This window comes from Posidoniimonas corsicana (assembly GCF_007859765.1).
Taxonomy (GTDB): domain Bacteria; phylum Planctomycetota; class Planctomycetia; order Pirellulales; family Lacipirellulaceae; genus Posidoniimonas; species Posidoniimonas corsicana.
Genome location: NZ_SIHJ01000004.1, coordinates 150,557 through 174,693, shown reverse-complemented (window position 1 = coordinate 174,693; position 24,137 = coordinate 150,557). Strand labels below are relative to the sequence as shown.

Genomic DNA, 24,137 nt, shown 5'->3' with positions numbered 1-24,137 from the left:
GTCCTCAGGAGTCTCCCGACGGCTTCGGCGCCATGCTGTACATCCGCAGCTTCTTGCGGAGGCTCGCCCGGGTGATCCCCAGCAGGCGCGCCGCGTGGGCCTGGTTTCCGCCCGTGTGGCTCAGCACCCGCGCGAAGAGCTTGCGCTCGGCTTCTTCGATCGCATCGGCGTGGAGCGTGTCGGTGCCGCCGTCGATCCGCAGCTGGGCGAACGAGACCCAATCGGTCGTGTACTGCCCGTCGTCCGACTCCTCCGAGGGCTGCACAACCGGGTCGCCGGACAGGACGTCACGCAGGTCGGCCGCGAGCAGGATGTGGCCCTTCTGCTCGACCAACGCACGCTTCAGCACGCTCTCCAGCTCGTCGATGTTGCCGGGCCAGACGTGGCTGCAGAGGGACTGCATCGCCGCCTCAGAGACGCGCGGCTGCTCGACGCCGAATTCCTTGTAGATCGGACGGAGCTTGTTGAGGCTGTGCGCGATTAGCAGCGGCAGGTCGCCCCGCCGCTGGCGGAGCGGCGGCAGCGTGATGACGAAAGCGCCGAGGGTGTAGTAGAGGTCCGACCGGAAGTCGCCGCTGCGGACGCGGGCCTCGAGCGGCTCGCCGGTGATCGAGATGACGCGGCAGTCCGCCCGGCGGGGCGCCGCGCCGCCGACCGGCAGGTACGCGCCGTCGCGGAACAGCGGGAGCAGCTTAGACTGCAGCGAGAGCCCCAGCCCGCCAATCTCCTGCAGCACCAGGGTGCCGCCGGCTGCCTCCTCGATCTTCCCTGGTTGGGACTCGGTCCCGAATATCTCGAGCTCGAGCTGTCGTTCCTCGAACGCCGGGCAGTGGATCTTGACGAGCGGTCCGGTCTTCCGCTGGCTGTGGAAGTGGATCTCGCGGGCGATAGCCTCCTTGCCGGTTCCGTGCTCGCCCCTCAACAGCACCGCGACGTTCTGCGAGGCGACTTTGCCGATCGCCTTGAAGACGGACTGCATAGCCGGGCACTCGCCAACCAACGCGTCGGAGGTGGGCGGTGGTTCCGTCGGAGCGTCGGCCGAGCGCGCGTCGCCGCTGTGGCTGAGGGTCGGGTCGGACTGGATCAGTTGCCGTAGCGACAGCGCCCGGCGGATCTGGCTCTTGAGCTTTGGCGGGTCGAGCGGCTTCGGCAGGTAGTCGAACGCGCACAGCTTCATCGCCTCGATGGCGGTGCTGCCCGACCCGCGGGCCGTGACGAACAGCACCGGCACGTTGGGCGCCAGTTGGTGGATCTGCTCCAGCACCTCGACGCCGAGCCCGTCGGGGAGCACGTTGTCCAGCACAATGACGTCTGGCTGCTCAGTGGAGATCGCGTCCAGCCCCAGCTTGCCATCCAGGGCGGTCCGCATGCGGTGGTTGATGCCCTCCAACGCCCGCCGCACTACTACCGATATCAGCGGGTCGTCATCAATCACCAGCACGGAGGGGCAGTCAGCGGGGGCGGGGCCAAGCGCAGCGGGCATAGGTAGTTGCTAGAGGGATTAATTCTGTCGCGGCAGCACGGGAGTAGGCGAGGACCTGGACTGAGGAGCATTTTCTGCGCCGATCAACCGGGCCGCCACGTCCCGTCTCCCCCTAACTTATTCTGTTTCAACAGTTTCCGCTTCGCCACAGGGCGATATCTCCCCGCCATCTGGCGCAAATAATCGGCGCCACTGCCTACTAAGCCCGCAGCCGCTTTAGTTTTCTCGGCGTTAAAGCGCAAGAGCGGAAAACACCCTGGTGGCTATTCTTCGACCACTCCGTAACTCTTTATCAGATAGTCACTTGCGCGTGTGGTAAACCATAATGGCAAACTGGGAAACTTTCGTGCCCCCGTAACGAATTGGCCGAATACCAAAGCTGATGAGCCTGAGCTCAGGTCAAGCAACCCAGCCATTTGTCGGGGCGGTGGACGGACACGCCGCCCCCGGCAACCGCGAGGCGCCTGACTGAGCACGGGCGCCGAAGGACCGACGCGAACCCCCAGCGAGACGCACGATGCGTACCCCAACTCTTACACAACGACCGAGCGTTGCCATTGCGATGGCCGCGACCCTGGTGCTGTCCGGCGCCGCAAGCGCCCAGGACGGCCTGGCGATGCCCAGCGACGTATTCTCCAGCTACGAGACGTCGTCCGCCGCGGCCCTGGCCGCCGAAGACCAGACGCAGCAGATCTCCTACCTCAGCGACTGCTGCGAACCCACCTGCGGCGCCGCCGACGGGTGCGGCTGCGGGGACGACTGTGGCGACGGCTGCGGCGACACCTGCGGGTGTGGCTGCCCGGCCTGCCAGAAGAAGGCGGCCAAGCCCAGCCCGTGCCTCACCAGCCACAAGGGCGTGTACTACGCCAACGACTTCAGCTACCTGAAGGACCCGTGCGGGCCGTGCTGCCTGGGCGACTGCATGAAGCTGATGGACGTCGGCTGCGGCACGCTCGACATCGGCGGCCAGCTGCGTCTGCGGTACCACCACGAGGAAGGCATGGGCCGGTCGTCGTTGTCGACTCCGCCCAACCGTGGGTTCCTCGACACGGACAACGACTTCCTGCTGTCCCGCCTGCGGCTGTACACCAACTGGAAGGCGAACGACTGGTTCCGGGTCTACGCCGAGGGCATCACGGCCGACGTGCTGTCGAACGAGTCGTACAACCCGCGTCCGATCGACCGCAACTCGGGCGACTTCCTGAACCTGTTCTTCGACCTCGGCGTGACCGAGTCGACCACGGTCCGGGTCGGCCGCCAGGAGCTGCTGTACGGCGCCCAGCGCTTCGTGTCGCCGCTCGACTGGGCGAACACCCGCCGCACGTTCGAGGGCATCAAGGTGATGCACAAGTCGGACGACTGGGCCATCGACGGGTTCTTCACGAACTACGTGCCAGTTTCGCCGGACGACTTTGACGAGGCCGACTACAACCAGAAGTTCTACGGCGTGTACGCCACCTACACCGGCGCCAAGTCCGCCAGCTACGACCTGTTCTACATCGGCTACGACAACGACAACGCGTACGCGGCGGTTCCGCCGGTCACCTCGCCCGCGGCCGGCAGTGCGGACTTCTCCGTCCACACGTTCGGCGGCCGCATCTTCGGCGGCTCGGGCGACTGGCTGTACGAGATGGTCGGCGCCCTGCAGACCGGCCGTCAGAGCGGGCTGGGGCTCGACCACCGGGCCGGCATGTGCACCTGCGGCGTCGGCCGCAAGCTGCCGGGCAGCTGGACCCCCACCATGTGGATGTACTACGACTACGCGTCGGGCAACGACTCGACAACCGACGGGACGTTCAACCGGTTCAACCAGTTGTTCCCGCTGGCCCACAAGTACCTCGGCTTTATCGACGCGGCCGCGCGGTCGAACATCAGCTCGCCGAACTGCCTGCTGACCATGAAGCCGAGCAGCAAGCTGTCGCTGCTGGCCTGGTACTACTACCTAGGCGCCGCCGACGAGAGCGACGTCATCCCTGGCGTGGCCGTGCCGTCGGCCCAGACGCTCGACAGCACCGACTTCGGCAACGAGCTGGACCTGATCGCCAAGTACCAGCTCGACCCGCGGTCGAACATCCTGTTTGGCTACTCCACCCTGTGGCGTGGGAGCAAGATCATCGGCACCGACAACGCCGACTTCTTCTACACCCAGTGGGAGCTGAACTTCTAGCGACCACTTTCTGACCGTCCGAGTCCGCCCGGCAGGCAGGGGATGCCGACGGGCGCTCGCCAAGCTGCTCCTTCACCTAGGGCCGCCCCCGTGGCGGCCCTAGGTTTTTTCGTCGCCCGCTACGCGACCTTGGCCGCCGCGGCGTCCTTCATCACCGTCGCCAGGGTTACGTAGGTGTCGGTCCAGGCCCGCTTCACCTCGGGCGTGAAAGCGTCGCCGAGTCCCTGCTCGAGCGTCCACAGGAGCGCCTCGCCAACCGAGTCGTAGTGCTCGGGCTTCACGTCGTACTCGATGTGGCGTACGCCCATCTGCTGGACGGCCGGCACGATCGACTCCAAGCGGGGCAGCCCGTTGACCGCCACCGCCAGCATCTGCATGAGCTTGCGGCCCTGCTCGGTCATGTCCGACTTGAACAGCGGCTTGACCTCCGGCGCGATCTCGAACAAGCGGTCGTAGAACAGCACGGCCACCTGGTCGGCGTTGGGCGCCACCTTGTCCCAGGTGGTCTGCACAAGGTTGATCTGTTCGGGCGTCATGGGTCCTTGGTCTCCTTCAGGTTGGGCCCGGGCACGGCTAGTGGCCGGCCGGGATGTTGAGCTTAGCGCGGTAGATCATGTAGGCCACGGCCTGCGCGAGTTGGTCGTCTGAGACGTCGGCCAGGTCGCCGCGGGGGGGCATCAGCCCCTTGCCCTCCGCGACACTCTGCACCAGTCCTTCCGGCCCGGTGGGCAGGCGTTTCTCCCAAGCGGGCAGGTAGCCCAGCCGGGGCGCGCCGTCACGGCTGCTGTCGTGGCACGAGGCGCACCCCGACTCGTAGACCGCGATCCCGGCCAGGTGCTCCGCGGGCGTGGGGGGGAGTTGGGGCGCGGCGTCTTCAGCCTCGCCCTGCTGGCCGCAGCCGCTCAGGGCCACGGCCAGCAGCCAAAGGGGGATGAGCCTTGTCATTGGGCGCCCCCTAGCCGCTTACCGGCACGTAAATCACCACGGCGCCCATCACATCGTCCTTGGCGAACTCCGGGTAGTCGTCGCCGCGTCGTTCGTGCTCGTTGTGGCACTCCCAGCAGGCGGCGGCCACGGCGCGGTCGGGGTAGTACTTGGTGAACAGCTTGTTCCCGTCGGCGTCGGTCACCTCGGCGGTGTAGGTCTCGCCCGGGTGCTCGCTGAGGTACTCGAGGGCCTTGGTCTCCTCCTCGCTCACCGGCTTGTGCTCGGGGTTGAGGGGCCACAGCGACTTCAGGCTGTACTTGAACCCTGCGTCGGGGTTCTCGTTCACCAGCGACGCGCCCATCCGGAACATCTGCGCCGGCAGCGGCAGCATGTGGGGGTCGCCCGAGTCCTCGGTCCACTTGTCCCAGTACTCGTCCGGTTTCACCGGCGCGGACTGCCCCTTGAGCCGCGTCACCACGTGCGTGGCGTACACGGTTCGGTCGGCCATCATCACGGCGTGGACCCCGTCGGCAAACTTCTCCGGCGTAATCCCCGTTGGGGCAGAACCGCCGCCGCACCCGGTCAGCAGCACGGGCAGCGGCAGGACGACCAACAGGGTTAGGCTGTTACTCTGCAACATTCAAATCTCCCTCACAAGTAAACCACATCGGGAAGGGGCGTTCGCCTTCCCACCGAACCGCCTGATAGCCCAGTTAACCGCCTGATCTCTGTGTGTCCGCAGCCCCCTGCTTGCTCTGGGCCCGCCGCCTGGCCCGTTCTTCTCGCAGCCGCTCCCGCTCGTCGGCCCAGGCCTTGGCCATGTCGATGCTCTCCACGCGGGTGGAGGGCAGCCCTTTGAAGTTGGCGTCGATCAACGGGCGGTCCGCCAACGCGTCGAGCGTGAACTGCAGGCCGTGGCAGTTGTCGCAGGCGGAACGCACCATCTTGTCGTTGGGTCGGAGGTTGTCGTTCTGGTTGTGCTGCACAAAGACCTCGCCCGAGGGCCCCTTAAGACGGGGCATGTGGCACGTGGCGCACGAGACGCCGGCGCCCGCCGCGTCGGGGTCGTTGAGTTCCTGCTCCCACAGCGCGAAGTGTTCCGATTCCTTGTAGGCGAGCGAGTGAGCGTCGTTGTGGCAGGCGAGGCACGCGTCGACCGCCGCAAAACGGACGTCGAACCGGTGGTCCTGGTGGCACGCCGTGCAGTCGAGGTCGCGGTGCAGCGCGTCGTGCTTCATGGGCAGTCGCGCCATGCCCGGCGACATCGCTGGTAGATCCACGGCGAGTCGCATCCCGTGCCGTCCGGCGAGGAAGCCGCCGACCTCACGGTCGTGGCACCGCTGGCAGGCGTCGTGGGAGAGCCGGTCGGACCAGACTCCCGCGTCGCTGACGTGGCAGCCAGAGCAGTTGACCCCCGCCGCCGCGTGCGCGTCGGCGGACCACTCGTCAAGGATCGACCGGTCGGTCGGATCGGCCAGCGGCGAATCCTGATCGGCGGCCGCAAGCGGTTGAAGCTCCGCATCGTCTCGGTTCCGGGTTGAGGCGCCTCCCCGCGCCGGGACCCGCGGGTCGTCCAGCACGTCGGGTTCGCCAAAGTGGTTAACAAGAAAGTCCTCGAACAGCGCTCGGTTGTCGTGGTAGTTGTGGCAGCCCGAGGCGGCGCACGAGTCGTACGCCAGCCCGGCGTGACTGGGACGCTGCTCTCCCACGTCCTGGTGGCAGTGCCAGCAGTAGTCGCCCGGCAGCGAAAGGCCCATCGCCAGCGTGCGGTCGGGCACGTGCTCTTGATGACAGGTCACGCACGAGCGGCCGTCTAGCTTTGCGACCATGTCCGCCTTGCCCGGGTCGGTGAACTTAGACCGCGGGTGCGTGTCGGTGGCGTCCTTCAGCTCCTGCCCGTGGCACCGCGTGCACGCGTCGTGCAGCACGCCCATGCCGGGGGTGTGGCACTCCTGGCACTTGAGCTCAATCTGGTAGTGGCCGTGCGTTGTAACGCCGGGCAGGAACGTCCGCGACGCGGAACTGGAGCGGCCGAGCAGGCTGTACACGAAGAACGCGACCATCACAGAGGTTAACGCCAGCCAGGCGAGCCATTGCGGTTTGGTGGACATCAACGAGCGGGCGAACTCAGTAGTAGTAGACGGAGATGATGTGGAATAGGACCAACGCCGGCAGCGGCCAGAACAACCAGATGTGCGCCCTGGTCAAGCGGGGCCGCCAGGCGCGGAGCGAGCGGCCCCAGCGTCCGGTGAGGCGGCTCTCCATGGATGCCGCCACGCCGGTCGCCGCCCCCAGCAGGTTGAGCAGCAGGAACGCCGACCCCAACGCGAACGTGAAGTTGTGCCCCAGGCTCATGCCGGTGTGCACCACAAAGCCGACTAGCGTGCCGGCGCCGAGCACGCCGTGGACGCCCCGCCAGAGGTTGAAGTCGCCCAGCCGGAACCGCGTCAGCCGTTTCCGCAGCGAGAGCAGCAGAGCCAGCAGCGAGATTGCCAGCAGCGTGTACCCCGTGACCTGCTTAGCGACGTCGTCCTGCCAGAGGAAGTCGACCCGCCGCCAGGCCGACTGGACCGTGTCGGCGAATCGGCTGGGGCGGTAGGCCATCAGCACGGGCGTGACGAGCGCGGCAAACACCGACGCGCCGAGCAGGGCCCCCCTGCCCTTCGCCCCCACCGCCACCTCCGGCTGATCACAAAGCGCGCACAGCAGGTTGCGGCACGATCCGCACACGGTCGACGCGCCGGTCGACTCGGCAAGCTGCTCAGGGGTCCCGGCGCCCGCCTGCAACGCGTCGGTCAGGTCGCCGCGGGTCACGCCCAGGCAGCTGCAGACGGTGGCCGCCGCGGGCCACTCCATCACCGAGGCGCCCTCCGACGCGGACCACACCGCGCCGGTCCTTTGGAACCGGCGCAGCTGGCGCTGCGACACGCGACGGTTCGCGGCGATCAGCCCGCTCAGGCGTTCCCGCTCCGGCCAGTCCCCGACGCCGATGGCGCCGACCACGCGGCCGCGTTCGACCATGAGGGTGCGGCAGTAGCCGTCCCCCCGTCTGACCAGCACCGACGCGGCGGCGGCCTCTCCGATCGGCTTGCCGAGGGTCGACACGTCCACCCCCATCAGCTTTAGCCGCGACGCGCTCGCCCCGCTGTGGAAGCGGGCGGACATCGGGTTCCCCTGCGTCATCGCGGCGAGGTTGTCCGCCAGCGCCTCGGCCATCTCGTAGCACGGGCCGACCAGGCCGAAGAGTTCGTTATCAACCGATGCGCACTCACCGACCGCCCACACGCGCGGGTCGGATGTTTGCAGGGCGCCGCTAACCGCGACGCCGCCCCGCTCACCAACCTCCAGCCCGGCGTCGCGGGCGAGTTCGTCTCGCGGGCGGATGCCGGCGGAGATGACCACCATGTCAACGCTCAGCGGGTCGTGCCGGGCGAAGTGGACCACCACCTTGGCGCCGTCCTGCTCCAGGCGCGACGCGCGGCGGAGCAGATGAACGCTCACGCCCAGGCTCTCCACCTCTTCTCTCAGCAGGTCGGCCGCCTCGGCGTTGAGCTGCCTGGGCATCAGCCCGGGGGCCACCTCGACTACGTGGGCCTGGAGGCTGAGGTTGTAGAGCGCCTTGCCGGCCTCGAGCCCCAGCAGCCCGCCTCCCAGCACGGCGGCCGTTCGGCAGATCCCGGCGTGCTGTCGGATCGCTTCGATGTCATCGATCGTGCGGTAGACGAACACGCCCGGCAGGTCCACGCCGTCGATCGGCGGGACGAAGGGCCGGGACCCGGTCGCGAGCACCAGGTGGTCGTACCGGATCTCGCCGTGCGGGTCGGTCGATACGGCACGGCGCGATCGATCGATCCCGGTTGCTCGCACACCGGTGCGCAGCCGGACCCCGTTCTCGCGGTACCACTCGACCGGCGAGAGCAGCAGGTCGTCGGGCGGGACGCCGCCGAAGCAGCTGGTGAGGTTGACGCGGTCGTAGCAGGGCCGCGGCTCCTCGCCGATGACCGTCACGTCGAGCCGCTCGAGCGCGCCGTTGCGACGGAGCCGCTGGAGCAGAGCGTGGGTCGCCATGCCGGCGCCGACGACCACCAGCGATGGCCGCGCGCAGTCTGTTTGCAGATCTTGGGTGTCTGCCACAGCCCCGGGGTGAGGGTCGAGGGTGAGTCGCCTGCGGGAACGCCTGGGGTCGCCTAGTAGACGTCGCGGACGTAGCGTCCTTCGTCTTTGAGGGTCGCGACGTACAGCTTCGCGGCCTCGTCGCTCATGCCGCCGTGCTCGGCGATGACGTCGTGCAGCGCGCGGTCAACGTCGACCGCCATCCGCCGGGCGTCGCCGCAGACAAAGAAGCTGCCGCCTTCTTCGAGCCAGGCGAACAGCTCCGCGCCCTCCTCGCGCATCCGGTCCTGCACGTAGACCTTGGTCTCCTGGTCGCGGCTGAACGCGGTGCTGAGCTTGTTGAGCACGCCCCGCTCGGCCATCCCGGACAGCTGCTCTTCGTACAGGAAGTCGGTGGCCGCGTGCTGGTCGCCGAAGAACAGCCAGTTCTTGCCGGTTGCGCCGGTGGCCTCGCGTTCCTCGAGGAACGCGCGGAACGGCGCGATGCCCGTGCCGGGGCCCACCATGATCATCGGCGCCCTGGGGTCGGCCGGCACGTTGAACCCGTGCGACTTGTGCACGTAGACGCCGACCGCGTGGCCGTTCTCGGTCCGGTCGGAGAACATGGTGGAAGCCACGCCCTTGTAGACGCGGCCGTCGTTCGCGAAGGTGGCGCGGCCCACGGTCAGGTGGACCTCGCCCGGGTGGGCGGCCGGCGAGCTGGCGATCGAGTACAGCCGCGGCGCCATCGGCGACAGGCAGCCGAACAGCTGATCGGGCGTGATGTGGGCCGAGGGCGCCCGCTTGAGCACGTCCAGCACATCGAGCACGTCGAGCTCATCGGAATCGATGAGGCCACGCAGGTCGGCCGCTTCGGTCTCGGACTGGGCGGCGTCTGCGAGCTGCTCGAGCAGCTCGTCCGAGACGCCCCGCAGGCAGTACTTCTCGACGAGCTGCTGCTTGACGTCGCCGTTGCCGCCGGCGCCGATCAGGGGCAGGATCTCGTCAACCAGGTCCGGGCAGTTGGTCGGGTAGACGCCCAGGGCGTCACCGGCCTCGTACGCCAGGCCGCTGTCCCCCAGCTCGATCTCGACGTGCGACGTTTGCTTCGACGAGCCGGCCTGGTTGAGGTTGTAGCACGCCTTGACGCGCGCCGCGTACGGGTTGGCCCGGGTGTAGCCGCTCTCGGCCGGCTTGGCGGCCTCGGCCTTGCCGTTGCTGGCGGCGGGGGCGTCGCCCCCTTCCTTGACCAGCTTCTTGAGCATCTTGGCGGTCGCCTTGCCGCCGGGCGAGCAGAGCGTCAGGTTCGACTCCTCACCGGCCGCGATCGCCTCGGAGTAGGTCTGGCAGACGTAGCCGCAAGCGCCGCAGTTGAGCTGCGCCATGGCGGCCATCATCTTCCGCTTCAGCGGCTTGTCCTCGGCCAGCTTGAGCCGCTCGTCCATCTCCAGGGCCGGGTCGTGCCAGGGGAAGTCCTCGTCCTCCTCTTCCTCGGCGGGCGCCTCGAGCGGCGGCGGCATCAACGCGCCGGCCAGGCCCTGCCCGCTGGCCTGCGGGTCGTCCACAACGCCCGCCCAGCCCGCGAGAAAACCGTTGAGCCACGAGCGCTGCTCGGGCGTGAAGGGGGCGGATTCCGGGATGATGGAAACGCTCATAGCGATCGCCTGGCTAGGTGGGAGGGGGGTGGGGTTAGGCGAGGGCCGGCGCCGTGAGGCAGAGCTCGCGGAGCTCCTCGACTTCGACGCGGCGGGTGAATTCGACAAACGCTTCCTCGGGCGACTGCCGGTTGTCCAGGTACGCCTGCAGCAACGTGGCCACGCGGGCCGGCACCTGGCTGAACGGGAGCCCGTTGAACAGCTCGCGGCCGATGCCGCGGCGTTCCCCGTAGCCGCCGCCGACGAACATGTGGTAGCCCTCGACGGTGTCGCCGTCGGGGTCGTCCGGGTTCTCGACGTTGGCGGCGATCAGACCGATGTCGCCGATGTAGTGCTGGGCGCACGAGTGGTGGCAGCCGGTCAGGTGGATGTTGACCGGCACGTCCAGCTCCAGCCGCTGCTCGACGTAGTCGGCGATGGTCAGCGAGTTGGCCTTGGTGGGCGCGGCGGCGTACTTGCACCCGGCGGAGCCGGTGCAAGAGATCAGACCCGCGCGGATGCTGTTGGCGTCGTGGTCGAGTCCGATCGCCTCGATCTCGGCCTTCACGGCGTCGACGTCCGCGTCCGGGATGTTGGCGATCAGCAGGTTCTGCCAGACGGTCAGGCGGATGTCGCCGTCGCCGTAGCGGTCGGAGATCTTGGCCAGGCCCCGCATCTGGTCGCTGGTCATGCGTCCGACCGGGAACGCCACGCCGACGTAGTTCAGCCCCTCCTGGCTCTGGGCGTGGACGCCGATATGGCCCTGCCGGTCGTCGGACGACCGCGGCTGGCACACGTCCAGCGGCGCCTTCCGCAGTGGGCGGCCCAGGTCCGCCTCGACCTCCTCGATGAACTTGTCGAAGCCCCAGTCGTCCAGCACGTACTTGAGCCGCGCCTTGTTGCGGTTGGTGCGGTCGCCATTCTTGATGAACACCCGCACGATGGCGGCCGCCACCTCGACGCACTCCTGCGGCTCGAGCAGCACGCCGGTCGGGCGGGCGAAGTCCTTGTGGCCGGTGATGCCGCCCAGGGTGAGCTGGAAGTAGACCCCCTCGGGCAGGTCGGGACCCGCGGCCCGCACGGCGGTGAAGCCGATGTCGTTGGTGTCCTCCAGGGCGCTGATCGAACCGCCGCCGTCGAACGCGATGTTGAACTTGCGTGGCAGGCCGTACAGCTCGCGGTGGTTGATCAGGTAGTAGTGCATGTCGCGGGCGAGCGGGAGGGTCTCGATCAGCTCGGTCGGGTCGATCCCGCTGAGCGGGCTGGCCGTGACGTTGCGGATGTTGTCGCCGCCGGCGCCGTAGTTGATGATGCCCAGGTCCCGCAGGCCGGTCAGCACGTTGATGCAGTCGCCGGCGCCGATCTCGCGGAGCTGCAGGTTGGCGCGGGTGGTGGCGTCGGCGTAGCCGCCGGCGAAGCTGTCGGCCATCTCGGCCAGGCCGCGGAGCTGCCAGCTCTTGATGGCGCCACCCGGGAAGCGCAGGCGGCACATGTACGAGTCCTGCGCCGGCGCGACGTAGAACATGCCGTAGAACTTGGTCAGGAAGACGTCGGTGCCCTTGGGGAACTCGCCGGCGTCGGCGCGGGCCTGCATCTCGTCCCACATGTCGCGGGGCGGCTTGGCGCGTTTGGCCTTCTCCTCGGCTACCAGCTTGCCGCCGGCCGCGACCTGGCGGTCCTGGGCCTCGGCGTGGACGGACATCGGGTCGCGTGGCAGCTCGCCCGCCGCGGGCGCCGGGGCGGGGGCGCCGAGCGTGAGGGTCTCGCCGGCCGGGCCGCCGCTGCCGGAGATCACCGGCAGGCCCCGCACCTTGCGGGCGACGTCCGAGCCGAGCGCGAAGCCCTGCAGGAAGGTCTGCTGTTCTGCGTTGAAGCCGTTGTTCTCGCTCATAACTCTCTGCTAGCTAGGCGGGGGCGACCGCGACCGCGCAGTCCTTGTAGCTGGGTTGATGGGAGTACGGGTCGAAGTGCGGGAGCGTCAGGCGGTTGGTCGCCTCGTAGTGCATCGGGATGAACAGCTGCCCGGGCTGCACGGTTGGCGTAACGAACACGGTGGCGATCAGCTCGCCGCGGCGGGACCACACGACCGCCTTGTCGTAGCTCTCCAGGCCGGCCGCCGCGGCGTCGGCGGGGTTCATCTCGACGTAGACGTTCTTGGGGTACAGCTTCTTCAGCACCTCGGACTTGCCGGTGCGGGTCTGGGTGTGCCACTGCGACGCCGCGCCGCGGCCCGTGATCAGCAGGAACGGGTAGTCGTCGTCCGGCGGCTCGGGCATGCCGCGCGAGTCCTCGAACAGGAACCGTGCGCGGCCGTCCTCGTGGTAGTAGCGGCCGTCCTCGAACAGCCGCCGCTGCTGGTCGAGGACCTCGGGCGAGTCGGTGCAGGGCCACTGCACGCCGCCGGCGTGGTCGATGGTGGCGTAGTCGCCGATCGCCGAGATGTCGCACGGCCGGCCGCGCGACAGGTCCTTGAGGATCTCGAGCGTGGCTTCGGGCGTGGACCAGCGGCGGAACAGGTCGCCGCAGCCCCAGTACTCGGCCACCAGGCGGAAGATCGAGAAGTCGGGCAGCGCCTCGCCCGGCGGCCGGCGGACCCGCTTCACGACGCCCAGCCGCCGCTCGCTGTTGATGAACGTGCCCTCCTTCTCGCCCCAGCCCGCGGCCGGCAGCACGAGGTCCGCCTGCTGGGCGGTCTCGGTGCTGTGGTACATGTCCTGCACCACGAGGAAGTCGAGCTTGCCGAGCAGTTCGCGGGCCTCGGTCTGGTGGATCCACGAGTGCGACGTGTTCGTGCAGACCACCCACAGGCCCTTGATGGCGCCGCTCTCGATGCCGTCGATGATCTGGTGGTAGGGCCAGCTGTTCTCGGCGGGGATGTTCTCGATCGGCAGGTCGAGGATGTCCGCCACCTCGCGGCGGTGCTCCGGGTCCAGGAAGTCCCGCCCGGCGTACAACCCGGTGGTGTTGCTGAACATCCGCGAGCCCATCGCGTTGCACTGGCCCGTGACGCTGTTGGCGCCCGTGCCCGGGCGGCCGATGTTGCCGGTCATCAGCGCGAGGTTGATCAGGCTCTGCGCGATCCGCACGCCCTCGTAGTTCTGGTTGACGCCCATCGTCCACCAGAACGACACCCGCTCGCCCTCGTGGATCTTGCGGGCGACCTGCTCGATGGTCTCGACCGGGACGCCCGACTCGTCGGCGGCGCGCTGCGGTGTGTACTGCTGCACGAACGAGGCGAACTCGTCGAAGTCGCTGGTGTGGGCGTCGATGTAGCCGCGGTCCACCCAGCCCTCGCGGCAGAGGATGTTCGCCAGGGCGTAGAAGAAGGCCAGGTCGGACTTCGGCTTGATCGCCAGGTGCGTGGTGGCGGCCATGGCGGTCTCAGTCCGCCGCGGGTCGACCACGATGATCTCGGGGTTGTGCGGGTTGCGGCAGACGCGTTCCCACATGATGGGGTGCGCGACGCACAGGTTTGAACCGACCAGCACGATCACGTCCGACTCCTCGAAGTCCTGGTACGTGAATGGCGGCGCGTCGAAACCGAACGACTGCTTGTAGGCGGTCGCCGCGGTGGCCATGCACTGGCGGGTGTTGCCGTCGCCGTGCACGATGCCCATGCCGAACTTGGTCAGCGCGCCCAGCAGGGCCAGCTCCTCGGTGACCATCTGCCCGGTGCTGAGGAACGCGACCGACTCTGGGCCGTACTGCTCGCCGATGGCCTTGAAGCGTTCGCAGAACGTCCGCAGCGCCTTGTCCCACGAGACGTGCTTCAATCCGCCGTCGGCGCCGCGCAGGAGTGGGCGGGTGGCGCGGTCGTCCGCGTCCAGCACGTTGAGCGCCTCCCACCCCTTGGGGCAGGCCATGCCGAGGTTGACCGGGTACTCGGTGGTCGGCGTCAGGTTGACCGCCTCGCCGTCCTTGAGGTGCACCCGCAGGCTGCAGCCGGTGGAGCAGTAGCCGCAGACCATGTCGGTCGTGGCGTCGGGCCGCAGGCGGTCCGGCACCTGGCCCAGCCCGAACTTGCCGGGCGTGCGGATCAGGTCCTGGGTGAGCACCCCATCCTTCTGATGGATGAGGCTCATCACCGTGTTCAACAGGCCGTTGCGTGCCTTGCCGTCGGACGGCTTCTCTTTGATGAGCGTGCTGCTCATGACTTGACGCCCCCCGGCATCTTGAGCGGGATTACCGCGCTAAAGTACAGAGCCCGCTCGGCGAACTCGCCGAGCAGCAGGCCGCCGAATCCGACCACGGCCATGGCGGCCACTCCCCACGACCCCAGTCCGGCTACGCCGACCACCATCGGCGTCAGCACGCCGCCAAACACGGCCAGGGCCACCCTTGCCAGTGTGAGGGGACGCAGGTCGCGCTTCATCAGTCGGGCGGTAAGCGGCAGCGAGCCCGACGTGTTGAGGAACAAACGGGTCTCGTACGCGAGCTTGCCGACGGTCGCGAGAACCGTCGCGGCGGCCAGCACGCCGGCTGAACTGGTCTGGGCGGTCGCCGCGGCGGCTGCCGCCACGCAGGCCAGGGTGAACGCGGGCCCCAGCACAACGGCCGAGCCGAAGAACCTGGCGAACGTGCGGACGCCGCGCCAGAACTCCCGGCCGGTAAAGATGTAGATCATCGCCGAGCAGAACACGCCCGCGGCGCCGGCGGCGACCGCGAGCACCTCGGCCGCGGGCCGCGCGAACCCGGGCAGGGCCAGCCCCAGCAGCGATTGGATCAACTCGGGCAGGTAGGATTCAACATACGGGAGCGCCACGTAGGCCGCGGCGGCCATCGCCATCGGGGCGTAGACGCCGAACACGATCGCCTCGCGACTGAGCCACGAGTGCCGCCAGCCGAGGATCGAGCGGAACGCCAGGTGGGGGCGGCCCAGGTGCAGCGGCGCCAGGCCCAAGCCGCCCAGGCCGGCCAGCACGCCCAGCACGATCGCCGCGCCCGCGCCCTCGTTGAAGCCGGCCCACCGGGCCATTGCGCCGAACGCCACCGCGCCGACCGACATCTGCGTCAGCACCAGCATCAGCACCAGCGGCAGGTGAGCGTGCTGGGGCTTGGCGAAGTTGGCGTCGGCCGCCAGCAGGTCGGCCGGCAGCGACCGGCTCGACTTGAAGACGGTGGTCGGGTTGGTGAGCATCGACGGTGGGGTCGCCGGCAGGAACGCGCCGGCGTTGGTCCGCGAAACCGTTTGCGCGACGTCGACCACGGTGATCTTGATCGCCTGGTTCGGGCACGCCTGCACGCAGGCGGGGGCCTCGCCCTCGGCCAGCCGGCCGTGGCACATGTCGCACTTGCGGACGATGCCCTTCGACTCGCTGTACTGCGGCACCTCGTACGGGCAGGTCATGGTGCAGTACTGGCAGCCGAAGCACTGGTCGTCCAGGTGGCGGACGATGCCGGTCTCGGGGTCCTTCTCGTAGGCGTTGGTGGGGCAGCCGTTCAGGCAGCCGGGGTCGACGCAGTGGTGGCACGCGGTGGTGACGTGCTGGATGATCGGCAGCCCGTTCTGGCCGTGCAGCTGGCCAACGCTGCGCCAGGTTTCTGTGGGCTCTAGGCCGTTCAGGCTGTGGCAGGCGCTCACACAAGCCTTGCAGCCGCTGCACTGGTCGAGGTCCACCTCGAACGCGTACTGCTGGCCCGCGCCGGGCTTGGTGAGCGGCACCAGGTCGCGGTAGTGCTTGGCCTGGGCCGGCAGGTCGCCGGCGTCGTGCTGCTTGGCGAACCGCTCGACCGCGGTCAGCTCTCGCGACTCGGCCAGGAGCGCGCCGATCAGGTCGCCGGTTTCGAGAGAACCGCCGCCGATGGCTTCGGGTTTTGCGTCGGTTAGGGCCGACATGCGTTGACTCGATGGGGACCAAACGTGACTCAACCAAACAGCGTGACCGCAGCGACAAGCTGCTCGCCGACAAACACGGGGATGCCCAACCCCCACTCCAGGCCGTACTCGCGGAAGCTCTCGCCCCGCGGGAACTCAACCCCCTGCAGGTCGCAGGTCAGGCGCGGGGCGTTGTCGCGGTAGACCAAGCCGGCCAGGCCGTCGCCGGTCTTCAGGCGGCGGCGGCGGCTGGCGGGCGCCAGGTCGATGAACGGGCCGTAGTCGGCCGAGACGATCTTCAGCTCCGACTCGCCCGGCTCCTTGGCCCACACCTCAACGACGCGCGTCAGCGGCTTGCCCGCCGCCGACAGCAGCACCAGCACCGCCTCAAGGTCCATGGCGGTCTTCATGAATGGGATGCCGACCGCGGTGGACAGCCCCTCGGCCTTAGCGCCCGCGGCCCGCACGAAGTGCGGCGAGGTGGCGATGGAGCCCATCACACGGGGGAAGCGGTCGGCCCACACCTTGCCGGGCATGCCGGCGCGGCGGGGGAACTTGACCAGCTGGCTGATGCGGCCGAACCGCTCGAGGTGGGCGTACCAGTGCTCGGCCAGCGCGAGCTCGTGCCGCTCGTTGATGCGCCACAGCTCGGCGGCGCCCTGGCCGTCGTCGTTGCACATCAGCAGGGTCACGCCGCGGCACTCGCCCGACTTGATCGACGGGATCGCGATGAGCTGCGCCGGGGGGCTGTCGAGGTAGACGCCGTCGAAGTCGCCCTGGTCGGCCGGGCCGAACACGGGGACCCCGGTCTCCCAGGCCCGACCCACGACGCCCACGCCGCGCGAGTAGGCGTAGCCGCGGCGGGCGTCGGAGATCGACTCCAGCGAGCCGTAGCAGCCGCTGCACAGCTCCAGCCGCTCGCCGCTGCTGTCGGGGCGCCACACCTCGGCCGCCGTGATCAGGTTGGTTAGCGTGTCGGTTGTCATAGGTGCTCGCGTTCGCCTGCCGCTGTGGTTGTTGGTTCCGTTGCCCGCCCCTAGACCGCCGCGTCGGCCAGCTCCGGCTCGCGGGCGGCGGCGCCGATGTGCGGGGCCGGGGTGACGCTGTTCGTGGCGGCCATCGCCTCGACCATGTGGACGGTGTCGTCCCAGTTGGAGTCGCTAGACGCGTCGGACGGCGTCTCGCCGTGGCGGTGGTCCTGCTGCTCCAGGAACGAGACCAGCGCGCCGCGCAGGTCGTAGTAGAGCGGGTGCTCCAGCACCGACTCGCGGCAGCGGGGCCGCTCGAACGGCAGGTCCAGCAGCTGCCCCACGTGGGCGTTGGGGCCGTTGGTCATCATGCACACGCGGTCGGACATGTAGATCGCCTCGTCGACGTCGTGCGTGACCATCATGGTGGTGATCCGCTCGCGGTCGAGGATCCCCAGGATCACGTCCTGCAGTCCCATCCGGGTCAGCGAGTCGAGCCGCCCGAACGGCTCGTCCAGCAGCAGCATCCGCGGCTTCAGCGCGATCGCGCGGGCGATGCCCACCCGCTGCTGCATGCCGCCGGACATCTCGCGGGGGTACTTGTTCATCGAGTCCGCCAGGCCGACCGCGTTGAGGTAGTACTCGACGATCTCGCGCCGCTCCTGCTTGGTGCCGTGCGGGTAGGCCTTCCGCACGCCCAGCATCACGTTGTCGAACGAGGTCATCCACGGCAGCAGGCAGGGCGACTGGAACACCACCGCGCGGTCGGGCCCGGGGCCGTCGATCTCGCGGCCCTCGACGGCGATGCTGCCGCCGGTGATCTCGTTGAGCCCGGCGACCATGGTCAGCACGGTGCTCTTGCCGCACCCCGAGTGGCCGATCACGCTGACGAACTCGCCCCGCCGCATAACCAGGTCGTAGCCGTCCACCACCCGCACGGGCTCGCCGTAGGGGTTGGGGTAGGCCTTGATCAGGTTGAAGATCTCGACGTAGCGGTCGTCGTGCATGGCGGTTTGGCGTCGTGGGGCGGTTGGAAGACCTAGGCGATGCTGACACGGGGGCCGGGCGTCACCGGCTTGATGTCGGGGAGCGGCAGCTCGCGCGCCGTGGCGAGTCGGCGGGCGTCCTGATCCAGCGACACCATGTAGCGGGTGACGTCGTTGCGGAGCTGCTTGAACGCCGGGTTGAAGTTGAGCGTGGCGCGGTCGCGGGGGCGGTCCAGGCAGACCTTGAACTCCTTGCCCAGGCGCGCCGCAGGACCGGGCGTGAGCGGCACGATCCGGTCCGCCATGATGACCGCCTCGTCGACGTCGTTGGTGATCATCACCACGGTGCGGCGGTCGACCTCCCAGATGCGGATGATCTCGTCCTGCAGCTGCGACCGGGTCAGCGCGTCGAGCGCCGAGAGCGGCTCGTCCAGCAGCAGCACCTCCGGCTTGATGGCCAGCGTGCGGGCCAGGCTGAGCCGCTGCCGCATGCCGCCGGACAGCTCGCCCGGCAGCTTCCACTCGCTGCCGGTCAGGCTGACCATGTCGATGTAGTGCTGGATGTAGTCGCGGCGCTCGCCGCGGCCCATCTTCGAAAAGACCTGCTTCACCGCCAGCTCGATGTTGCCGTACACGCTCAGCCAGGGCAGCAGGGAGTAGTTCTGGAACACCACCCCCTTGTCGGGCCCGGGCTCGCCGACCGGCTTGCCGTTCAGGCGGACCGCGCCGCGGTCGGGCTTCTCCAGCCCCGCGAGCAGCGAGATCAGCGTCGACTTGCCGCTGCCGGAGAAGCCGATCACGGCGACAAACTCGTTCTGCTCCACGCTCAGCGACGCGCCCTCGAACACCTCGTAGCGGTTCGAGGGGGGGCCGAAGCCGAAGTCCACATTGTCTAGCTCTAGGTAGGCCACGCTGTTTCCCTTGCTGCTATACCGCGGCAGCGCCGCCGTCGAAGCTGACCAGGCGCTGCAGGACGATCATGATCCGGTCGAGCACCAGGCCGATCACGCCCACCACGAACACCATCGCCATGATGAAGGCGAAGGAGCGCGAGTCGCCGTTCTGGAACATGTCGTTGACGAACTTGCCCAGCCCCTCGGACGAGGCGAGCAGCTCGGCCGCGATGAGCACCATCCAGCCCACGCCCAGCGAGATCCGCATGCCGGCGAACACCAGCGGCAGCGCCGAGGGGAGCACGATCTTGAACAAGCGATCCCAGAAGCCCAGCCGCAGCACGCGGGCCACGTTGTAGTGGTCCTGGTCGACGCTCGCCACGCCCAGCGCGGTGTTGGTGAGGGTCGCCCACAGCGAGCACATCGACACCGTCAGGGCCGACGCGATGAACGCCGGGTTGATCTGCAGGTCCTTGACGATGCCGAACGAGACCAGCCACACGAACGAGTTGACGATCGAGTTGATCCCCTCGAGGAACGGGCTGTTGTTGGGGTCGGGGAAGAAGCCGCCGACGATGATCCACAGGATCAGCAGCCACACGATCGGCGACACCGGCTTGAACAGCGCGATGAACGGCGTCATAGCCGCCATGAAGGTTTTGCTGAGCCCGCACAGCACGCCCAGCGGCACGGCGATACCCACGCCGATCAGGAAGCCGGTGAACACGCAGAAGATCGACCGCACGACCTGCATCGGCAGCGTCCACGGCTTGGCGTAGGTCTTCTCGCGGTCGCGTTCCAGCCGGCGGATCTGGCTGACCTGGCGCTTGGCCAGGGTCAGCGCCTGCGAGCCGGTGGCGGAAGCGTACTGCTCTTCGTACTCGGCCAGCTTGGCCTCGGCGCTGGCGACTGTTTCCTCGCGGCTGCTCGGGCCGGCCAGCTCCTGCATCTTGCGGAGGAACTGGGCCTCCTCCGCGTAGTTGGTTTCTAGCGCGATGGCGGCCAGCAGCTCGGGGTCCTTCTGGTTGCGGATCAGCCCGATCTGGTCCTTCACCTTGTTGTAGGCTTCTTTCTTCTCATCCATCCAGGCGTCCAGCGCGAGGTACTCCTCGGTGAGCGCCTGGCGGTCGGCGTCGGTGGCGATCGCCTCGGCCGCGGCCTTGAGCTCGGCCTGCTGCTCCTTGCGGCCGGCGTCGTACTCTTCCTTCAGCTGGTCGTACTCGGCCTGCAGCGGCGCGATGAGCTCGTCCTTGCGCTCCTTCTCGGCGGCCCGCGCGTCGGCCACGCCCTGCTTGGCCTCCGCGATGAGCGGCTGCAGCTCCTCCAGCCGGGCGTCGGCGAACTTCTCCACGGCCTCGCGCTCGGCCGCCGGGGCGACGATCGCCTGCTCCTTGGCGGTCTCACGCTCGTGGAAGGTGAGGATCGACCCCCACGCGTCCCAGGTCTCGGCGGGCGTGGGCACGGCGCCGTACTTGGTGGTGTGCCGGGGGGCGAGGAAGCCCCACACGCCGATGAACACCATGAACGCCACCATCGGCACGACGATAAACCGGCCGATGTCCTTGAGCTGCTTCTGGGGCTCTTCCCCGTACATCAGCCTGACGACGGGCGTCAGGAAGTTCATCCCACAGACATCGATCGCTTTGAAGATGCGGTATTTCATTGCGGGGCGTTTGGCGCCGGGGTAGTGGTTCGGGGGAGGCCGGGCGGGCCGGCGTGTTGGCGGTTATTAGCGGGGCGCCCCGGAGGAGTCCGTGCCTCCGGGGGCGCCCGATAACGGTCGCTTTGCGGCTCAGTCCTTGTTGCCGATTTCAAACGCGGAGAGGTACTCCAGCGGTTTGCGCCCGTCGTACGTCTTGCCGTCGATGAAGTCGCTGGTGGCCGGCTTGTAGCCGTCGGTGTCCCAGGGGACGTCGGCCTCGTCGATCAGCTCTTCCTCCACCAGCAGCTTGGCGGCCTGCAGGTAGATCTCTGGCTTGTAGACCTTCTTGGCGACCTCGTCGTACCACTCCGCGGGCTTGGCCTGCGGGATCTGGCCCCAGCGGCGCATCTGGGTCAGGAACCAGACGCCGTCGGAGTACCAGGGGTAGGTGCACTGGTGCTTGTAGAACACGTTGAAGTCCGGCATCTCACGCTTGTCGGTCTTCTGGAAGTAGAAGTAGCCGGTCATCGAGTTCTTGATGACGTCGTAGTCGGCGCCGACGTAGTCGCTGCGGGACAGGATGCGGGCGGCCTCCTCGCGGTTGACCAGCTTGCCGCTGGCGTCGGTCTCGTCGAGCCACTTGCCGGCCAGGATCAGCGCCTTGACCACGGCGATCATGGTCTGCGGGTTCTCCTGGGCCCACGCGGCCGTGACGCCGAACACCTTCTCCGGGTTGTTCTTCCAGATGTCGTAGTTGGTGGTGACCGGCACGCCGATCCCCTTCGCCACGGCCTGCTGGTTCCACGGCTCGCCGACGCAGTAGCCCTGGTTGTTGCCGGCCTCGAGCGTGGCGGGCATCATCGGCGGCGGCGTGACCGACAGCTCGACCTCGGCGTTCGTCTTGCCGACCGGGTCGGACGTGGTGTACATGCCGGGGTGGATGCCGGCGGCGGCCAGCCAGTACCGCAGCTCGTAGTTGTGCGTCGAAACGGGGAACACCATGCCCATCTGCAGCTTCTTGCCGTCGGCGATGTAGTCGTCCACCACGCCGCGGAGCGCGTGGGCGCTGATCGGGTGCTCGGGCTGGTCGGTGTCGAGCTCCGGCTCAAACTCCTGCATCTCGGCCCAGATGTCGTTCGACACCGTGATGCCGTTGCCGTTGAGGTCCATCGTGAACGGGGTGATCACGTCGGCCTTGGTGGTCACGCCGATCGTGGCGGCGATCGGCTGGCCCGACAGCATGTGGGCGCCGTCCAGCTCGCCGGAGATCACGTTGTCCAGCAGGGTCTTCCAGTTGGGCTGCGCGATCACCTCGACCTGCAGGCCCTCGTCCTCGAAGAAGCCCTTCTCCTTCGCGATCACGATCGGGGCGCAGTCGGTGAGCTTGATGAATCCGAACTTCAGTTCGTCTTTTTCTAGGTCCAGCAGCACCTTGTCCTGCGCGACCGCGGCCGAAGCAAAGAGCCCCGCCACGCAGAACGCGAGGCAGGCAGAGCTGGAGAGGAACGAGCGGGTCAATCGCATGGCGGAGTACTTCTCGGTTTCTCTGGTGAGGATCGCCTGGAGGGAGTCGAGGGGGCGTCGAGGTGCGGCCGTCACCTCGGACGAATAGGGAGCTAAGCAGGTACCGAGCCAAAGGCCCGAATGAGCTGAGATTGACCCACCAGGGTCGTGATTGCTCACGCCAGGGCACGGATTGATCCACCGGCGCCCCGTTCGCCCAACCGCAGCCGGTGCCGCCTGCACACATTCGAGGCACGGTTGCTACGAAGCCCAGCAGCCTGCCCCTGATCCGCTGGCGCCGCTGCCCCGTGTACGGCCGCTGCCGCCCAACATCGTCCCAACCGGATGCCCGCATTGGCGGCGGCGAAATCGTTGAACGCCTCGGATCGGCTATTTCTAATAGGGTGGCCGCCACGCGGCGGCGCCCAGGCGGTCCGAGTCGGGCCTGAACAGCGCAGGACCGACTGCTCTCACCCAAGCCCCACCCCTCGCTACCCTCGCCCGCGGCCCGATGAGATCCTGGATACTGATCGGCGCCGCCCTGCCCCTCCTGTGCGGGCCCTGCCACGCCTACTACTCCAATGGCCGCTGGGTATCCACCGCGACCGACGGCACAACGCAGGGCTACGGCCTGCCGGTCACGCTGACCTGGAGCGTCGTGCCGGACGGAACATCGCTGTTCAACGCGGTGGGCGGCCAGAGCCGGCCGAGCGACCTGATCGCCGACCTCGACGACATGTTCGGCCACACCAGCGGCGGGGCGGACCTGACCGAGCGGCCCTGGTTCGAGTACGTCGAGCAGTCGTTCCGGCGGTGGGGTGAGGTAAGCGGCGTCACGCTTGTCTACGAGGCAAACGATGACGGCGTGACCCACGGCCTGAACATCAACCGGGGCCAGCTCGGCGTGCGCGGCGACATCCGGCTGGGCGGCACGACAATCGACGGTCCCGGCGGGACCTACGGCCAGGCCGGCTTCCTGCCGAACGCAGATGTGATGCTCGACACCAGCGACGTCAACCGGTTCAGCGACCCGACGCTCGACTACTTCTACCTCCGCAACACGCTCACACACGAGATCGGCCACAGCTTGGGGCTAGGGCACACCGAGTCGCCCAACTCGCACGTGCTGATGACCCCGTACGCGACCGAGTCGCCCAGCTACGACGGCCCGCAGCAGGACGATATCCGCGGCGTCCACTACCTGTACGGCGACGCCTTCGAACGCGGCGCCACGGGTGGGAACGGATCGTTCGCGGCGGCCAGCCCGCTGGGGGCGCTGTCGCCGGGAGGGCAGATCGCCATCGGCGGCGACGCGCCCACCGCCTACGGCGTCATCGCGCCAGACCAGGATGACTTCGTCAGCATCGCCGCGGCCGACGACGAGGACTTCTTCTTTTTCACGGTCGACGCCCCCCTCACCCTCGACCTGACCGTGCAGCCCCGCGGCTGGAACTACGCCGAGCGGGCGTTCTTCAACGACCCATTCGTCACCGTGGAAGCCAACAGCCAGGCGGACCTGTCTGTCGAGCTCTACCGCGAGGGCTCCCCGGCGCCCACGCTCGTCGCCTCCGCCTCGGCGGCGGCCCTGGGCGAGCCCGAGAGCATCTCCGGGCTGAGCCTCGTGGACCCGGGGTCGTACTACGTTCGGGTCGTTGGCGATCGGGAGGCGGTGCAGCTGTACGGCCTGACCCTCGCGGCGGCGGCCGGTCTGGCGGGCGACTACAACGCGGACGGCGCGGTGGACGCCTCCGACTACACGGTGTGGCGGGACCGGCTCGGCTCTGGCGAGCCCCTGCCCAACGAAACGGCCTCACCCGGCGTCGTTGATGCAGCGGACTACGCGGCCTGGCGTGCGGCGTTTGGCTCAACCGCGCTCGCGGCCGCCCCGGTGCCCTCCCCCCAAGCGGGTGCGCTCCTCGCTGCCTTGGCCGGCTGCTGCAGTCTTCGTCGGACCAGCGCGGCGCAGGGCCGCCTTAACCGTTTCTTCACAAACGAGGGCTAGCGGCGCCGACTTTCGGATTCCCGTG

General features: G+C 68.4%; 17 protein-coding genes. 2 read left to right on the top strand and 15 right to left on the bottom strand.

Annotated features, from left to right (window positions below; genetic code table 11):
- Positions 1-4: 4 nt before the first annotated feature.
- Positions 5-1,483: a sigma-54-dependent transcriptional regulator gene (locus KOR34_RS22000; RefSeq protein WP_146568277.1), complete on the bottom strand. Its 1,479-nt coding sequence runs from the start codon at positions 1,481-1,483 to the stop codon at positions 5-7.
- Positions 1,484-2,000: 517 nt separating this feature from the next.
- Here KOR34_RS22000 and KOR34_RS21995 point away from each other — a divergent pair.
- A complete protein-coding gene (locus KOR34_RS21995) occupies positions 2,001-3,650 on the top strand; it encodes an alginate export family protein (RefSeq protein WP_146568276.1) in 1,650 nt (549 codons plus the stop codon).
- 119 nt (positions 3,651-3,769) lie between these two features.
- Here KOR34_RS21995 and KOR34_RS21990 read toward each other — a convergent pair whose 3' ends face one another.
- The 14 genes from KOR34_RS21990 to KOR34_RS21925 form a co-directional block, all read right to left on the bottom strand.
- Complete coding sequence (locus KOR34_RS21990) at positions 3,770-4,186, bottom strand: globin family protein (RefSeq protein WP_146568275.1); 417 nt, start codon at positions 4,184-4,186, stop codon at positions 3,770-3,772.
- A gap of 37 nt (positions 4,187-4,223) precedes the next feature.
- Positions 4,224-4,595, bottom strand: coding sequence for a c-type cytochrome (locus KOR34_RS21985; RefSeq protein WP_146568274.1), 372 nt, complete (start codon positions 4,593-4,595; stop codon positions 4,224-4,226).
- 10 nt (positions 4,596-4,605) lie between these two features.
- Positions 4,606-5,217 (bottom strand): Tll0287-like domain-containing protein, encoded by a 612-nt coding sequence (locus KOR34_RS21980; protein WP_146568273.1) that lies wholly within the window; start codon positions 5,215-5,217, stop codon positions 4,606-4,608.
- Positions 5,218-5,290: 73 nt separating this feature from the next.
- Entirely contained in the window at positions 5,291-6,688 is a 1,398-nt protein-coding gene (locus tag KOR34_RS21975; RefSeq protein ID WP_146568272.1) for a cytochrome c3 family protein, read from the bottom strand.
- Positions 6,689-6,704: 16 nt separating this feature from the next.
- The gene (locus KOR34_RS21970) at positions 6,705-8,663 is read right to left on the bottom strand and encodes an FAD-dependent oxidoreductase (RefSeq protein WP_228714748.1); all 1,959 of its coding nucleotides are present in this window, start codon (positions 8,661-8,663) and stop codon (positions 6,705-6,707) included.
- A gap of 101 nt (positions 8,664-8,764) precedes the next feature.
- The gene (locus tag KOR34_RS21965) at positions 8,765-10,324 is read right to left on the bottom strand and encodes a sulfite reductase subunit alpha (RefSeq protein ID WP_146568270.1); all 1,560 of its coding nucleotides are present in this window, start codon (positions 10,322-10,324) and stop codon (positions 8,765-8,767) included.
- Positions 10,325-10,358: 34 nt separating this feature from the next.
- On the bottom strand, positions 10,359-12,194 hold the full coding sequence (locus tag KOR34_RS21960) for a NirA family protein (protein ID WP_146568269.1): 1,836 nt from the start codon (positions 12,192-12,194) through the stop codon (positions 10,359-10,361).
- A gap of 13 nt (positions 12,195-12,207) precedes the next feature.
- Positions 12,208-14,454, bottom strand: a complete 2,247-nt coding sequence (locus tag KOR34_RS21955) for a molybdopterin oxidoreductase family protein (RefSeq protein WP_146568268.1) — start codon at positions 14,452-14,454, stop codon at positions 12,208-12,210.
- Positions 14,451-16,139 (bottom strand): DmsC/YnfH family molybdoenzyme membrane anchor subunit, encoded by a 1,689-nt coding sequence (locus tag KOR34_RS21950; RefSeq protein ID WP_146568267.1) that lies wholly within the window; start codon positions 16,137-16,139, stop codon positions 14,451-14,453. Before KOR34_RS21950 ends, KOR34_RS21955 begins: the two co-directional genes overlap by 4 nt.
- A gap of 29 nt (positions 16,140-16,168) precedes the next feature.
- The gene (locus KOR34_RS21945; RefSeq protein ID WP_146568266.1) at positions 16,169-17,104 is read right to left on the bottom strand and encodes a hypothetical protein; all 936 of its coding nucleotides are present in this window, start codon (positions 17,102-17,104) and stop codon (positions 16,169-16,171) included.
- A 50-nt stretch (positions 17,105-17,154) separates the two neighbouring features.
- On the bottom strand, positions 17,155-18,093 hold the full coding sequence (locus KOR34_RS21940) for an ABC transporter ATP-binding protein (RefSeq protein ID WP_146568265.1): 939 nt from the start codon (positions 18,091-18,093) through the stop codon (positions 17,155-17,157).
- A 32-nt stretch (positions 18,094-18,125) separates the two neighbouring features.
- Positions 18,126-18,983, bottom strand: coding sequence for an ABC transporter ATP-binding protein (locus KOR34_RS21935; protein ID WP_146568264.1), 858 nt, complete (start codon positions 18,981-18,983; stop codon positions 18,126-18,128).
- Positions 18,984-18,999: 16 nt separating this feature from the next.
- Positions 19,000-20,628, bottom strand: coding sequence for an ABC transporter permease (locus KOR34_RS21930; RefSeq protein ID WP_146568263.1), 1,629 nt, complete (start codon positions 20,626-20,628; stop codon positions 19,000-19,002).
- 129 nt (positions 20,629-20,757) lie between these two features.
- Entirely contained in the window at positions 20,758-22,131 is a 1,374-nt protein-coding gene (locus tag KOR34_RS21925) for a CmpA/NrtA family ABC transporter substrate-binding protein (RefSeq protein WP_146568262.1), read from the bottom strand.
- A 490-nt stretch (positions 22,132-22,621) separates the two neighbouring features.
- Here KOR34_RS21925 and KOR34_RS21920 point away from each other — a divergent pair, with 490 nt between their 5' ends.
- The gene (locus tag KOR34_RS21920; protein WP_146568261.1) at positions 22,622-24,112 is read left to right on the top strand and encodes a matrixin family metalloprotease; all 1,491 of its coding nucleotides are present in this window, start codon (positions 22,622-22,624) and stop codon (positions 24,110-24,112) included.
- Positions 24,113-24,137 lie beyond the last annotated feature (25 nt).

What these genes read in the sequence shown, in the direction of transcription:
- KOR34_RS22000 (WP_146568277.1), bottom strand. Translation starts at nt 1,483, where the DNA reads ATGCCCGCTGCGCTTGGCCCCGCCCCCGCTGACTGCCCCTCCGTGCTG.
- KOR34_RS21995 (WP_146568276.1), top strand. Translation starts at nt 2,001, where the DNA reads ATGCGTACCCCAACTCTTACACAACGACCGAGCGTTGCCATTGCGATG.
- KOR34_RS21990 (WP_146568275.1), bottom strand. Translation starts at nt 4,186, where the DNA reads ATGACGCCCGAACAGATCAACCTTGTGCAGACCACCTGGGACAAGGTG.
- KOR34_RS21985 (WP_146568274.1), bottom strand. Translation starts at nt 4,595, where the DNA reads ATGACAAGGCTCATCCCCCTTTGGCTGCTGGCCGTGGCCCTGAGCGGC.
- KOR34_RS21980 (WP_146568273.1), bottom strand. Translation starts at nt 5,217, where the DNA reads ATGTTGCAGAGTAACAGCCTAACCCTGTTGGTCGTCCTGCCGCTGCCC.
- KOR34_RS21975 (WP_146568272.1), bottom strand. Translation starts at nt 6,688, where the DNA reads ATGTCCACCAAACCGCAATGGCTCGCCTGGCTGGCGTTAACCTCTGTG.
- KOR34_RS21965 (WP_146568270.1), bottom strand. Translation starts at nt 10,324, where the DNA reads ATGAGCGTTTCCATCATCCCGGAATCCGCCCCCTTCACGCCCGAGCAG.
- KOR34_RS21960 (WP_146568269.1), bottom strand. Translation starts at nt 12,194, where the DNA reads ATGAGCGAGAACAACGGCTTCAACGCAGAACAGCAGACCTTCCTGCAG.
- KOR34_RS21955 (WP_146568268.1), bottom strand. Translation starts at nt 14,454, where the DNA reads ATGAGCAGCACGCTCATCAAAGAGAAGCCGTCCGACGGCAAGGCACGC.
- KOR34_RS21950 (WP_146568267.1), bottom strand. Translation starts at nt 16,139, where the DNA reads ATGTCGGCCCTAACCGACGCAAAACCCGAAGCCATCGGCGGCGGTTCT.
- KOR34_RS21945 (WP_146568266.1), bottom strand. Translation starts at nt 17,104, where the DNA reads ATGACAACCGACACGCTAACCAACCTGATCACGGCGGCCGAGGTGTGG.
- KOR34_RS21940 (WP_146568265.1), bottom strand. Translation starts at nt 18,093, where the DNA reads ATGCACGACGACCGCTACGTCGAGATCTTCAACCTGATCAAGGCCTAC.
- KOR34_RS21930 (WP_146568263.1), bottom strand. Translation starts at nt 20,628, where the DNA reads ATGAAATACCGCATCTTCAAAGCGATCGATGTCTGTGGGATGAACTTC.
- KOR34_RS21925 (WP_146568262.1), bottom strand. Translation starts at nt 22,131, where the DNA reads ATGCGATTGACCCGCTCGTTCCTCTCCAGCTCTGCCTGCCTCGCGTTC.
- KOR34_RS21920 (WP_146568261.1), top strand. Translation starts at nt 22,622, where the DNA reads ATGAGATCCTGGATACTGATCGGCGCCGCCCTGCCCCTCCTGTGCGGG.